The 12,413-nt window shown below is 70.0% G+C and carries 12 protein-coding genes; 1 reads left to right on the forward strand and 11 read right to left on the reverse strand.

Annotated features, from left to right (window positions below; all coding sequences use genetic code 11):
- Positions 1-141: 141 nt before the first annotated feature.
- From rlmN to rpsB, 6 genes are all read right to left on the reverse strand, one after another.
- Positions 142-1,248: a 23S rRNA (adenine(2503)-C(2))-methyltransferase RlmN gene (gene rlmN, locus ACKTSN_RS13835; RefSeq protein WP_409469414.1), complete on the reverse strand. Its 1,107-nt coding sequence runs from the start codon at positions 1,246-1,248 to the stop codon at positions 142-144.
- A gap of 462 nt (positions 1,249-1,710) precedes the next feature.
- Complete coding sequence (locus ACKTSN_RS13840) at positions 1,711-2,835, reverse strand: phosphatidate cytidylyltransferase (protein WP_409469415.1); 1,125 nt, start codon at positions 2,833-2,835, stop codon at positions 1,711-1,713.
- Positions 2,835-3,392, reverse strand: coding sequence for a ribosome recycling factor (frr, locus tag ACKTSN_RS13845; RefSeq protein WP_055623354.1), 558 nt, complete (start codon positions 3,390-3,392; stop codon positions 2,835-2,837). Before frr ends, ACKTSN_RS13840 begins: the two co-directional genes overlap by 1 nt.
- A gap of 185 nt (positions 3,393-3,577) precedes the next feature.
- Positions 3,578-4,336 carry a UMP kinase gene (gene pyrH, locus ACKTSN_RS13850; protein WP_224735224.1) on the reverse strand — a complete coding sequence of 253 codons (759 nt, stop codon included), beginning with the start codon at positions 4,334-4,336 and terminating at the stop codon, positions 3,578-3,580.
- A gap of 189 nt (positions 4,337-4,525) precedes the next feature.
- A complete protein-coding gene (tsf, locus tag ACKTSN_RS13855; RefSeq protein WP_409469416.1) occupies positions 4,526-5,362 on the reverse strand; it encodes a translation elongation factor Ts in 837 nt (278 codons plus the stop codon).
- A 156-nt stretch (positions 5,363-5,518) separates the two neighbouring features.
- The gene (rpsB, locus tag ACKTSN_RS13860; RefSeq protein WP_409469417.1) at positions 5,519-6,406 is read right to left on the reverse strand and encodes a 30S ribosomal protein S2; all 888 of its coding nucleotides are present in this window, start codon (positions 6,404-6,406) and stop codon (positions 5,519-5,521) included.
- A 272-nt stretch (positions 6,407-6,678) separates the two neighbouring features.
- Here rpsB and ACKTSN_RS13865 point away from each other — a divergent pair, with 272 nt between their 5' ends.
- Positions 6,679-7,278, forward strand: coding sequence for a peptidoglycan DD-metalloendopeptidase family protein (locus ACKTSN_RS13865; RefSeq protein WP_409469418.1), 600 nt, complete (start codon positions 6,679-6,681; stop codon positions 7,276-7,278).
- A gap of 146 nt (positions 7,279-7,424) precedes the next feature.
- Here ACKTSN_RS13865 and ACKTSN_RS13870 read toward each other — a convergent pair whose 3' ends face one another.
- From ACKTSN_RS13870 to ACKTSN_RS13890, 5 genes are all read right to left on the reverse strand, one after another.
- Positions 7,425-7,982, reverse strand: coding sequence for a TetR/AcrR family transcriptional regulator (locus ACKTSN_RS13870; RefSeq protein ID WP_409474824.1), 558 nt, complete (start codon positions 7,980-7,982; stop codon positions 7,425-7,427).
- 94 nt (positions 7,983-8,076) lie between these two features.
- On the reverse strand, positions 8,077-8,919 hold the full coding sequence (gene whiG / locus ACKTSN_RS13875; protein WP_129801604.1) for an RNA polymerase sigma factor WhiG: 843 nt from the start codon (positions 8,917-8,919) through the stop codon (positions 8,077-8,079).
- A gap of 271 nt (positions 8,920-9,190) precedes the next feature.
- Complete coding sequence (dprA, locus tag ACKTSN_RS13880) at positions 9,191-10,351, reverse strand: DNA-processing protein DprA (protein ID WP_409469419.1); 1,161 nt, start codon at positions 10,349-10,351, stop codon at positions 9,191-9,193.
- Positions 10,348-11,973, reverse strand: coding sequence for a YifB family Mg chelatase-like AAA ATPase (locus ACKTSN_RS13885; RefSeq protein WP_409469420.1), 1,626 nt, complete (start codon positions 11,971-11,973; stop codon positions 10,348-10,350). Before ACKTSN_RS13885 ends, dprA begins: the two co-directional genes overlap by 4 nt.
- Before the next feature lies 1 nt (position 11,974).
- On the reverse strand, positions 11,975-12,376 hold the full coding sequence (locus ACKTSN_RS13890; RefSeq protein WP_409469421.1) for a YraN family protein: 402 nt from the start codon (positions 12,374-12,376) through the stop codon (positions 11,975-11,977).
- Positions 12,377-12,413 lie beyond the last annotated feature (37 nt).

A 12,413-nucleotide genomic window follows, 5' to 3' on the forward strand; every position in this document is an offset into this window, starting at 1 on the left:
GCAGGGCGCAACAGCTTGAGTGACGACCGATCTCCCTACCCAGAATGACCTGGGCGAGGTTCAGAGGGTCTGCGGACTGTCCCGCACTCTCAGCGCTGTGGCGCTCCCCTGTCGGAATATGAAGATGTGTACGGCGTCAGACTACCGCTCGGTGGCCGCCAGCTGACCACACGCCCCGTCGATCTCCTGACCTCGGGTGTCCCGGATGGTCACCGGCACGCCGTGCGCGGCGATCGCCTCGACGAACGCCTTCTCGTCCTCCGGCCGTGAGGCCGTCCACTTCGAGCCCGGTGTCGGGTTCAGCGGGATCAGATTCACGTGCACAGGCCTGCCCTTGAGCAGTCGGCCGAGCCGGTCACCGCGCCAGGCCTGGTCGTTGATGTCCCGGATCAGCGCGTACTCGATGGACAGCCGGCGCCCCGACTTGGCCGCGTACTCCCACCCGGCGTCGAGGACTTCCCGCACCTTCCACCGTGTGTTGACGGGGACGAGGGTGTCACGCAGCTCGTCGTCGGGCGCGTGCAGCGAGATGGCCAGCCGGCACTTGAAGCCCTCGTCGGCAAAGCGGTGGATCGCCGGCACCAGTCCGACGGTCGACACGGTGATCCCGCGCTGCGACAGCCCGAGCCCGTCCGGCTCGGGGTCGGTGAGGGCGCGGATCGCGCCGACGACGCGCTTGTAGTTGGCGAGGGGCTCGCCCATGCCCATGAAGACGATGTTCGACAGCCGCGCGGGACCGCCGGGAATCTCGCCGTCCCTCAGCGCCCGCATCCCGTCCACGATCTGGTGCACGATCTCGGCGGTGGACAGATTCCGGTCCAGCCCCGCCTGCCCGGTCGCACAGAACGGGCAGTTCATCCCGCAGCCGGCCTGCGAGCTGATGCACATGGTCACCCGGTCCGGGTACCGCATCAGCACCGACTCGACGAGCGTCCCGTCGAACAACCGCCACAGCGTCTTGCGGGTGGTGTCCGCATCGGTCGACAGATGCCGTACGACGGTCATCAGCTCGGGCAGCAACGCCTCCCGCAGCTTCGCGCGGGACCCGGCCGGGATGTCGGTCCACTGCTCCGGGTCGTGCACGTACCGCGCGAAGTAGTGCTGCGAGAGCTGCTTGGCACGAAACGGCTTCTCGCCGATCTCGGCCACGGCTTCCCTGCGCTCGGCAGGCGTGAGATCGGCAAGGTGCCGCGGCGGCTTCTTGGCTCCGCGCGGGGCGACGAAAGTGAGTTCTCCGGGCTTAGGCATGGCTGTACCAGTGTCGCAGATCAATTGGGGAGGGCGATTTTCCCCAGACGCAGGGCGGCCTACAGGCTGTCGAAGAAGCGCGCGACCGCCTCAAGAGCGCGGTACCCGCGACGGTGTGCCTGGCTGCAGTACCGCCGCCTGCGCCACCGGCGGCGCGGCTGCGGGACCGGCGTACCGCACCAACGGCACGGCCGCGTCCCGGATTCGGTTCTGTCACTCATGTCGGCAACGAACGTACCGACACCGCACACCCTCCCCGCGCGCCGGCGACCACCCGCCATCAGACGGACCCCGCCACAAGCAGCAGCCAGGTGGACGCGGTCGCCGGTCAGTGCCCCGAGCTTGTCAGCACCCGGGGCTCGACGAGCGTACTCAGGCGCCCGCGGGCGGGGCACCGGGTTTTGAACGGAAACGGCCCGCCACCCCCGAGGGCAGCAGGCCTCCGCAGGACAGGAGCGGCGATCAGCCGGACCCCACGAACAGCACCAGCAACAACCACACCACCGGAGCCGTCGGCAACAGCGAGTCCAGCCGGTCCATGATGCCGCCGTGGCCCGGCAGCAGCGTGCCCATGTCCTTGATGCCGAGGTCCCGCTTGATCATCGACTCGCCGAGGTCGCCCAGCGTGGCACTCGCCGCGACTGCGAGGCCGAGCAGCAGACCCTGCCACCACATGCCGTCGTCGATCAGGAACTGCATGCACAACGCCCCTGCCACCATGGCGAAGCTGACCGCGCCGAGCAGCCCTTCACGGGTCTTGCCGGGGCTGATGCGCGGGGCGAGCTTGTGCCGGCCGAAGCGCCAGCCGACGGCGTACGCACCCGTGTCGCTGACGACCGTCAGCAGCAGGAACATGAAGACCCGGCGCGGACCGTCCTCGGCCGTCAGCATCATCGCGACGAATGTCGCGAGGAACGGCACGTAGAAGGCTGCGAAGACCCCCGCGGTGACGTCCTTGAGATAACCCTCCGGCGGTTCCGTCATCCGCCAGACCAGGACCGCGAGCGCGGTGAGCGCCATCGCCACCCAGGCGCCCTCGGCCCCGCGCACATACCCGGCGACGACCATCGCCGCGCCACCCACCGCGAGCGGCACGATCGGCGCCTTGATGCCCTTGCGCTCGTCGAGCCGTTTGGTCAGCTCCCACAGGCCCACCACTACGGCGACCGCGACGACCCCGACGAACACCGCCTTGACGATGAACAGAGACGCGACGATCACCGCGCCGAGTCCGACTCCGACCCCTATCGCGGCGCCCAGGTCGCGGCCCGCGCTCTTCTTCTGCGGTGCGGGCGCCGGCTGTGGGGCGTCGTGCATGGGCTCCGGATTCTGCGGCACCGCCGGATGGGGCTGCGCCGTCGGGCTCTCGTCGCGGAACAAGGGGCCGCCCAGCCGAGCGGCCCCCCGGTCGTCGTCCTGGTCTCCGCCGTGGGCGGACACGTCGGGCACGACGGGCATGGGGCGAGTCTGCTGCGCGTTGTGCGCATCGTACGTGGGACCCGCCGGGGCGGCCCCCGGGACAGGCCCCCCGTCGGACGGCGCCCAGTACCCGGCGTGCGGCGGCGCTCCCCAGGAAGAGTCGTTCATCAGACCTCGAGCAGCTCAGCTTCCTTGTGCTTGAGGAGCTCGTCCACCTGAGCGACGTACTTGTGCGTGGTGTCGTCGAGCTCCTTCTCCGCACGGCGGCCCTCGTCCTCGCCGATCTCGCCGTCCTTGATCAGCTTGTCGATGGCGTCCTTGGCCTTGCGGCGGACGGAGCGGATGGACACCTTGGCGTCCTCGCCCTTGCCCTTGGCGACCTTGATGTACTCGCGGCGGCGCTCCTCGGTGAGCTCGGGGAACACCACCCGGATGATGTTGCCGTCGTTGCTCGGGTTGACGCCGAGGTCGGAGTCGCGGATCGCCTGCTCGATGTTGCGCAGCGCGCTCTTGTCGAACGGGGTCACGACCGCCATGCGCGGCTCCGGCACGGAGAACGAAGCCAGCTGGTTGATCGGCGTCGGTGCGCCGTAGTAGTCGGCCACGATCTTGTTGAACATCGCCGGGTGCGCACGGCCGGTGCGGATCGCGGCGAAGTCCTCCTTGGCGACCACGACGGCCTTCTCCATCTTCTCCTCGGCCTCGAGGAGGGTCTCTTCGATCACCACTTGCTCCTGCGTGTCTTGAGTAGGCCCGGCTGCGGTTCCTTGTCGGGGCCGACGGCCGGCTGCGTCGCGTCTTCTTCCTGCACGGTTCCCGACCGGCAGGTCATTGTCCATCCCCTGGCCAGGGTCCGTTCCCTCCGTCCCTCGGACAGGTGTCCTCCCGCGAACCGAGGTCGTTCCACCGGTCAGTCCCGGCTGCCTTGGTCACCCACCAGCGTGCCGATCTTCTCACCCTTGACGGCTCGGGCGATATTGCCCTCCTTCAGAAGCTCGAAGACCACGATCGGAAGCTTGTTGTCGCGGCACAGTGTGATGGCGGTGGCGTCGGCGACCTTCAGGTCCCGCGTGATGACCTCGCCGTAGCCGAGGGAGTCGAACTTGACGGCGTCCGGGTTGGCCTTCGGGTCGGAGTCGTAGACCCCGTCCACACCGTTCTTGCCCATCAGCAGGGCCTCGGCGTCGATCTCCAGGGCACGCTGGGCGGCGGTGGTGTCGGTGGAGAAGTACGGCATGCCCATACCGGCGCCGAAGATGACCACACGGCCCTTCTCCAGGTGCCGTACGGCGCGCAGCGGGATGTACGGCTCGGCGACCTGCCCCATGGTGATGGCGGTCTGCACCCGGCACTGGATGCCCTCCTTCTCCAGGAAGTCCTGGAGGGCGAGGCAGTTCATCACGGTGCCGAGCATGCCCATGTAGTCGGAGCGGGCCCGGTCCATGCCGCGCTGCTGGAGTTCGGCGCCGCGGAAGAAGTTGCCGCCGCCGATGACGACCGCGATCTGCGCGCCGTCGCGTACGACGGCCGCGATCTCGCGGGCGATGGCGTGCACCACGTCCGGGTCGACGCCCAGGCCCCCGCCGCCTGAGAAGGCCTCTCCGGACAGCTTCAGCAGAAACCGGCCGCGTACTTTGCCGTCGTCGCTCTTCTCGACGCTGGTGGTCATGGGGATCTCCTCGTGGTGCACATACGAAGAAGGCCATTGCCGGTGGTGGGTTTGCATCCCATACGCGGCAATGGCCTCCTCGTCAGATCTGCTGTCGTCCGCCACGCGCGCGGGCGGGGCTGCCCGCGCGAGCGACACGGACGACTGCACCCGACCCTATCGGGATCGGGTACCCGTCGCTGTACGGACTCAGATGCCGACCTTGATGCGCGTGAAGCGCTTCAGGGTGACACCGGCCTCGTCCAGGACCTTCTGGACCGACTTCTTGTTGTCGAGCGCGTACGGCTGGCCGAGCAGCGTGGCGTCCTTGAAGAAGCCGTTCAGACGACCCTCGACGATCTTGCCGATCGCGGCCTCGGGCTTGCCCTCGGCGCGGGTGGTCTCCTCGGCGATACGGCGCTCGGTCTCGACGACCTCGGCCGGGACGTCCTCCTTGGAGAGGTACTTCGGCGCGAAGGCGGCGATGTGCTGGGCAATGCCCTTGGCGACCTCGGCGTTCGGCTTGTCGAACTCGACGAGGACACCGATCTGCGGCGGCAGGTCGGGCATCGTGCGGTGCATGTACGCGGTCACGAAGCCGTCGGAGAACTGCGCGAAGCGGTCCAGGACGATCTTCTCACCGAGGTTGGCGTTGGCCTCGTCCACGAACGCCTGGACGGTCTTGCCGGGCTCGATCTCGGAGGCGAGCAGGGCCTCCAGGTCGGCCGGGGAGGTCTTGGCGACGTGCTCGGCGATGGTCTGGGCCGCGGCCTGGAACTTCTCGCCCTTGGCGACGAAGTCCGTCTCGCACTTCAGCTCGACGAGGACGCCGGAGGAGTTGTCGTCGGCGATGATGGAGACCACGGCGCCGTTCTCGGCGGAGCGGCCCTCGCGCTTGGCGACGCCCTTCTGGCCCTTGATGCGCAGCGCCTCGACGGCCTTCTCGACGTTGCCCTCGGCCTCGTCCAGCGCCTTCTTGCAGTCCATCATGCCGGCGCCGGTGAGCTCACGGAGCTTCTTGACGTCGGCGGCGGTGTAGTTCGCCATGAGTCTGTGAATCTTTCTCGAAGTCTGGAAGATCGAAGATCTGCGGGGTTCTGCGATCCGCATGCATCTGCAGATCTACGACACTCCGCTGACCTACGGGTGAACGGCGGGAGCGGTCTTCATGCACCGCTCCCGCCGTCAACGCTGACGGGACGGTCAGGCCTGCTCGCCCTCGGCGGCCGGAGCCTCAGCAGCCGGCGCCTCGGCAGCCGGCGCCTCCGTGGCGGGAGCCTCGGCGGCAGCCTCCGCAGCCGGAGCCTCCTCGGCCTTCTTCTCACCCTCGAGCAGGTCGCGCTCCCACTCGGCGAGCGGCTCGCCCGCGGCCTTCTCGCCCTTGCCCTCGGCGGCGACGCCGGAGCGGGCGATGAGGCCCTCGGCGACGGCGTCGGCGATCACACGGGTGAGCAGGGTGACGGAGCGGATCGCGTCGTCGTTGCCCGGGATCTTGTAGTCGACCTCGTCGGGGTCGCAGTTGGTGTCGAGGATCGCGACGACCGGAATGTTCAGCTTCCGGGCCTCACCAACGGCGATGTGCTCCTTCTTGGTGTCCACGATCCAGACGGCGCTGGGCACCTTCTGCATCTCGCGGATACCACCGAGGGTCTTCTCCAGCTTGGCCTTCTCGCGCGAGAGCACGAGAAGCTCCTTCTTGGTCAGACCGGAAGCGGCGACGTCCTCGAAGTCGATCTGCTCGAGCTCCTTGAGGCGCTGCAGACGCTTGTAGACGGTCGAGAAGTTGGTGAGCATGCCGCCCAGCCAGCGCTGGTTGACGTAGGGCATGCCGACGCGGGTGGCCTGCTCGGCGATGGCCTCCTGCGCCTGCTTCTTCGTGCCGACGAACATGACCGTGCCGCCGTGGGCGACGGTCTCCTTGACGAACTCGTAGGCGCGGTCGATGTACGACAGCGACTGGAGCAGGTCGATGATGTAGATGCCGTTGCGCTCGGTGAAGATGAAGCGCTTCATCTTCGGGTTCCAACGACGGGTCTGGTGACCGAAGTGGACGCCGCTCTCCAGCAGCTCCCGCATCGTGACGACGGCCATGGCCGTTCTCCTCGTGTTTCTCGGTTGTGCCGCGGATGCCGGACGGCTCCCGCGCCTGACGCCCGCATGCGCCTTGCCACAAAGGGACCGAGGGGCGCTGATCCGGACCGTTGCCGGCCCTGGTATCGGGGCGTGCGAAGTCGACCCGGTGGCCCGGGTCGCCATCAGAAGTGTACGGGACCCAGGAGGTCCCGGGTGACGCCGCTGTCCACAACTCGGGAGTAATCCACAGGTTTCAGCCGGGATCGGCGGGAGTACGGCACGGTCCTCGCATGCGAGCGATGCGATGTAAACGAGGTGTACGAGCGACGTGGGCGATGCTGCTGGGGCTGACGCTGACCGTCCTGGCCACCGCGGCCCGGGCGGACGACCCGCCGCCGACAGCGCCGCCGAGGGCGGACGCCCCGGTACCGGTGATCGGCCGTACGTGGCCGGTGGGGTTACGCCCCTCCGTGCTGCGCGGCTGGGACCCCCCTGCCACGCCGTACGGCCGGGGCCACCGGGGCGTGGACCTGGCGGCCCCGCCCGGAACACCGGTACGGGCGGTCGCGGCGGGCCGGGTGTCGTTCGCGGGGCGGGTGGCCGGAAAGGGGGTTGTGTCGGTGGAACTGACCGGTACCGGCACCCCGCCCTTGCGGACGACCTATGAACCCGTACACGCGTCGGTCCGCAAGGGGGCCGAGGTACAGGGGGGCGAGGTGCTCGGCACGGTCGAACCGACGGGCTCACACTGCACAGTCACGTGCGTGCACTGGGGTTTGCTGAGGGAGACCACGTACCTTGACCCACTGTCGTTGCTACCGCCCTGGCTCCTGCACCGTGGACCGTCCCGCCTCCTACCGGTGCTCGGGGTACCGCTACCACCGGCGTAGACGTAGCTGCGGACAGTCGTGCCGCTGGGGCGATGGGGGTCCCCGCTCGAGCGAAGCCGAGAGTGGGGGAGGGTGGGCGCAGCGGCACCCGGCCAACGCCGGCGAGTCCCCCAACCACCCCCACCGGCCTGCACCTGCACCTGCACTCAGCCCCGAACCCCCCGCAACACCATCCCCACCGCAGCCTCCGCAATCACCCCCGGCTCCTCCGCCGCCCCCAGCTCGATCCGCCGCACGGCCGCGTCCACAACCCCCTGCAGCAACATCGCCGCCAACCGCGGCTCCGCATGCCCCATCTCCCCCAGCGCCTCGACGATCATCGAGACCAGCTCCCCGTGCGCCGCCCGGATCTTCTCCCGCGCCCCGGCATCCAGCTCACTGGCCGAAATCGCCACCACGGCCCGATGCCGCCGGTCCCCGACGAGCTCCAGCTGCTTGCGCACATACGCCTCGACCTTGGCCTCCGGCCCGTGCGCCCGCTCCATCGCCGCCGACACTTCCGCCGCCCAGACCGGGAAGTCGACCTCACACAGCTCCTCGACCACGGCGGCCCGTGACCGGAAGTACTCGTACACGGACGACCGCGCAAGCCCCGTCCGCTCGGCCAGGGCCGGGAAGGTCAGCGCCTCCGTCCCGCCCTCGGACAGTAGGGAACGAGCCGCGTCCAGCAGGGCGGCTCGCTGCATCGACCGGTGCTCGGCCACGGAGGCCGCTCGAATCCTTGGCACGTCGACCACTTTACGGACGCGGCACCCGGGGCGGGAGTGAATCGCGTCGCCTCGTCGGCGTTCGACCAGGTCAACGCCCGAAGCCTGCCAGTTTCGCGCGCAGCTGGAGCACGGACTTGGTGTGGATCTGACTGACCCGGCTCTCGGTCACCCCGAGCACATTGCCGATCTCGGCGAGCGTGAGCCCCTCGTAGTAGTACAGCGTGACCACGGTCTTCTCCCGCTCGGGCAGCGTGTTGATCGCCCGCGCCAGGAACCGCCGCAGCTCCCTGTCCTCGGCCACCTCCACCGGATTGTCCGCGGCGGTGTCCTCCAGCGTGTCCATGACGCTCAGCCCATCGCCGCCGTCACCCCCGACGTGCAGCAGCTCCTCCAACGCCACCACGTTGGCCAGTGACAACTGGCTGAAGACCGCGTGCAGTTCGTCGACCGCCATGCCCAGCTCGGCGGCCACCTCGCTCTCCGTCGGCGTCCGCCGCAGCCGTGCCTCCAGCGTCGCGTAGGCCCGCTCCACATTGCGCGCCTTCTGCCGCACGGACCGCGGGATCCAGTCCAGCGCCCGCAGCTCGTCGATCATCGCGCCGCGGATCCGCGTGATCGCGTACGTCTCGAACTTGATCTCCCGGTCGATGTCGAACTTCTCGATCGCGTCGATCAGCCCGAACACCCCGGACGACACGAAGTCCGCCTGCTCGACGTTGGGCGGCAGCCCCACGCTCACCCGCCCGGCCACGTACTTCACGAGCGGCGAGTAGTGCAGGATCAGCTGCTCCCGCAACCGCTCGTCCCCCGTCGCCTTGTACGACCGCCACAACTCGTCGAGCGTCGAGGGAGCGGGCGGCCGCACGCTGCCACCGTCACGGGCGGCTGGGGGGATCGCCGCCCGGTCGGACCCGGAGGTGTGCTGGGGCATTCGTCGCCTTGTGCCGTTCTGCCGTGAAGGGTGGCGCCTGGGGGAGCTGTCGGTCTGATGTCGAGTTACTGGACTGTGTCGGGATCCTTGTGAGCGTAGCGTGACTGAAGAGTCGCGGTGTGCGAAGGACGGGGCGGAACCCATGCGCAGATACGTTCCGCCGGGTGCCCCGTAGGGTCATGACGGTCGCTCTCCGTGACCGCCAGGACCCGTCAACTGCGGGATTTCCCAAGGGCGTCGAGTTTTCCCTCGGACGGCCGAACACGCACGGTCAGCACGGGCTCCGACCGCCTTGAACGGAGATCATGGCCTGGCGTGTCAACTTCCAGCCATCGCCGTGTCGTTCGACGTAACCAAGTGCTCTGAGTTCGTACAGTCTCGCGATCGCGTCATCCTCCGTCGTCGGCGTGCCGCGTGCGATCTCTTCGGCCGTGGCGGCTCCACGGGCGGGCAACGCGGCCAGGACGCGTCGTGCGCCGGGCGCCAGCAGATCCCGCGGCAGCACCGGTCCTCGGCGGTCCGGGGCCAGCTCCCCCATGTCTCCGACGAGTTCCACCACCTCCGCCGCGTCGGTGACCAGCGTCGCGTCCCCGCGCAGCAGTTCGTGCACGCCTGCCGACAGTCCACTGGTGGTCGGCCCGGGCACTCCCATCGTGTGACGCCCCAGCCGTTGCGCCGCCCGCGCCGTGACGAGTGAGCCACTGCGATAGGCGGCCTCGACGACGACGGTTCCCCGGGTGAGCGCGGCGATCACTCTGTTCCTGACGATGAACCGGTTCGGCGTCGGATGATCACCGGGCGGCAACTCGCCGACCACCAGCCCCTGGTCTGCGATCCTGGTGATCAACTGGGTGTGGCCGCGCGGGTAGGGCCGGTCGACCCCGCAGGCGAGGACGGCGACGGTGGCACCACCCGCGCCGAGGGCACCGCGGTGAGCGGCGCCGTCCACGCCGTAGGCGCCGCCGGACACCACCACCCAGCCGCGCTCGGCGAGGCCGGCCGCGAGGGTGACGGCCATGTGCGCGCCGTACTCGGTGCAGGCCCGGGCACCCACGACGGCGACGGATCTCAGCGCCCACATCCGCAGACTGGGCCGGCCCCTGATCCACAGCCCGAGCGGCCTCGCCTCTCCCAGGTCGTCCAGCTGCCCCGGCCACTCCGCGTCCCCCGGGCACACAAACCGCACGCCGGCGTCCCGCGCGACGCCGAGATCACGCCCCGGCTGGGCCAGCCTGGCCCGCGCCAGCAGCCCGGCCCACCGTTTCTCACTCACCCCCGGCAAGGGCCTCCCGCCCTCCCGCAAGCGTCGTACCACCTGCTCCACCCCGAACTCCCGCACCCACCGCCCGGCAACCTCGTCACCGGGCTCGATGACGCGGGTGAGGAAGACACGGGAGAGCAGCTCGTCGTCCGGATCGCCGCCGCCGCTCATGTCAGCGCCCCGATGGCCATCGGCACACCGCGCGGCACTCCCGTACGCAGTTGCAGCGCCAGGGCGACGTCCGTCGCGTCGGGCCGGTCGTGTCCCACGAGGTCGGCGACGCTCCAGGCGACCCGCAGCACCCGGTCGATTCCGCGTGCCGTCAGCGCGCCCCGCTCCAGATTGCGTTCCGCCTCGTCCATCGCGCCGGTCGCGGCGTGCCAGCGGCTGCGCAGCTCCCGGCCGGGCACCTCGCTGTTCGTCCGCCAGGGCGTACCGGCGAAGCGTGCTGCGGCCCGCTCCCGCGCCGCCCGGACACGGTCGGCGACCGTCGCCGTGGACTCACCCCGCACACCGCGGTCGGCGAGCTGGGCGCGGGTGACGCGGTCCACTTCCACTCTGAGGTCGACCCGGTCGAGGAGTGGTCCCGAGAGCCGGGCCTGGTAGCGGCGGATCGCCGAGGGCGGGCACTCGCACAGGCTGTCGGTCTGCGAGAAGCGGCCGCAGGGGCACGGGTTCGCGGCGAGCACCATCAGGAACCTCGCCGGGAACCGCACCACCCCGGCACTGCGGGCGATCACGACATGCCCCGACTCCAGGGGTTGTCGCAGGGCGTCGAGCGCATGGCTGCTGAACTCCGGCGCCTCGTCGAGAAAGAGCACCCCCCGATGGGACAGCGACACGGCGCCGGGGCGGGCCATCCCCGGGCCGCCGCCGACCAGCGCCTGCATGGTGGCCGAGTGGTGCGGGGCGCAGTAGGGAGCGGTGTCGATCATGGGTTTGCCCGGGGGCAGCAGGCCCGCCACGGAGTGCACCGCCGTCACCTCCAGCGCCTCCTCGCGGCCGAGCCTGGGCAGGACGGCGGGCAGCCGCTCCGCGAGCATCGTCTTCCCGGCACCGGGCGGTCCCGACAGGAGGAGATGATGTCCGCCGGCCGCGGCGACCTCCACGGCGGTCCGAGCCGAGGTCTGTCCGACGACGTCGGCGAGGTCGTGGTCCTGGTCGTGCTGCGCGGCGCCGGAGCTGTGCATGCCCGTTGCCGCGCCGGTGCCGGGAACCCGCAGGCCGGCGAGCAGTGGGTCGGGACGTCCCGGTTCGGCCGGTTCCTCGTCGGGGACGGGCTCGTCCGCCAGTACGGCGATCAGCTGGCGCAGACTGCGCACGCCCAGCACGGACACTCCGGGCACCAGGGAGGCCTCGGCTGCCGCGCACTCCGGCACGACCACCTGCTCATAGCCCGCGTCCGCCGCGGCGAGCACGGCCGGCAGGGTGCCCCGCACCGGCCGCACCCGTCCGTCCAGGCCCAGCTCGCCGATCATCACGATGTCGGCGAGCACCCGCGGATCGATCCGCTCGCAGGCGCCCAGCACCGCGCAGGCGACGGCCAGGTCGAAACCACTGCCCGCCTTCGGGACCGACGCCGGACTGAGCCCGACCGTGAGCTTCTTCTGCGGCCACTCACCCCCGGAGTTGACGACCGCCGCCCGCACCCGGTCCCGGCTCTCCGTCAGGCTCTTGTCCGGCAGTCCCACCAGCGTGAACGCGGCGACACCCGGTTCGAGGTCGGCCTGGACCTCGACGACCACGCCCTCCACCCCGACGAGGGCGACGGAGCACGTACGTGCGAAGCCCATCTCAGGCCACCCCCCGCGCGTGCTCGACCACGGCCGCGCCCCGGTCGGGCAGGACAACGCCGACGAGGTCGATGCGGACGCCGCCGGGCGGCGCTCCCCCGTGTTCCTGCAGCCAGCGTTCCGCCAGGCCGCGCAGGCGCGCCGCCTTGGCCGGCGTGATCGCCGCCATCGGATGCTGGAAGGGACCCGACCTGCGGGTCTTCACCTCGCAGACGACCAGGACATCACCGTCCCGCGCCACGATGTCGATCTCCCCGGTCCTGCCGCAGCGCCAGTTGCGCTCCAGGACCGTCATGCCGGCCGTGACCAGCCGCCGAGCGGCCAGCTTCTCTCCGTACCTGCCCAGTGCACTGCGTGCCAGATGCGTGTTCATGTCGGCACCACCTCCGGCGCCAACCGTCACGCATCCTCCGCCAAGAAGTGGATCTTGGTGGGTTACT

Source organism: Streptomyces flavusporus (genome assembly GCF_046267975.1).
In the GTDB taxonomy this organism is placed as follows: Bacteria; Actinomycetota; Actinomycetes; order Streptomycetales; family Streptomycetaceae; genus Streptomyces; species Streptomyces flavusporus.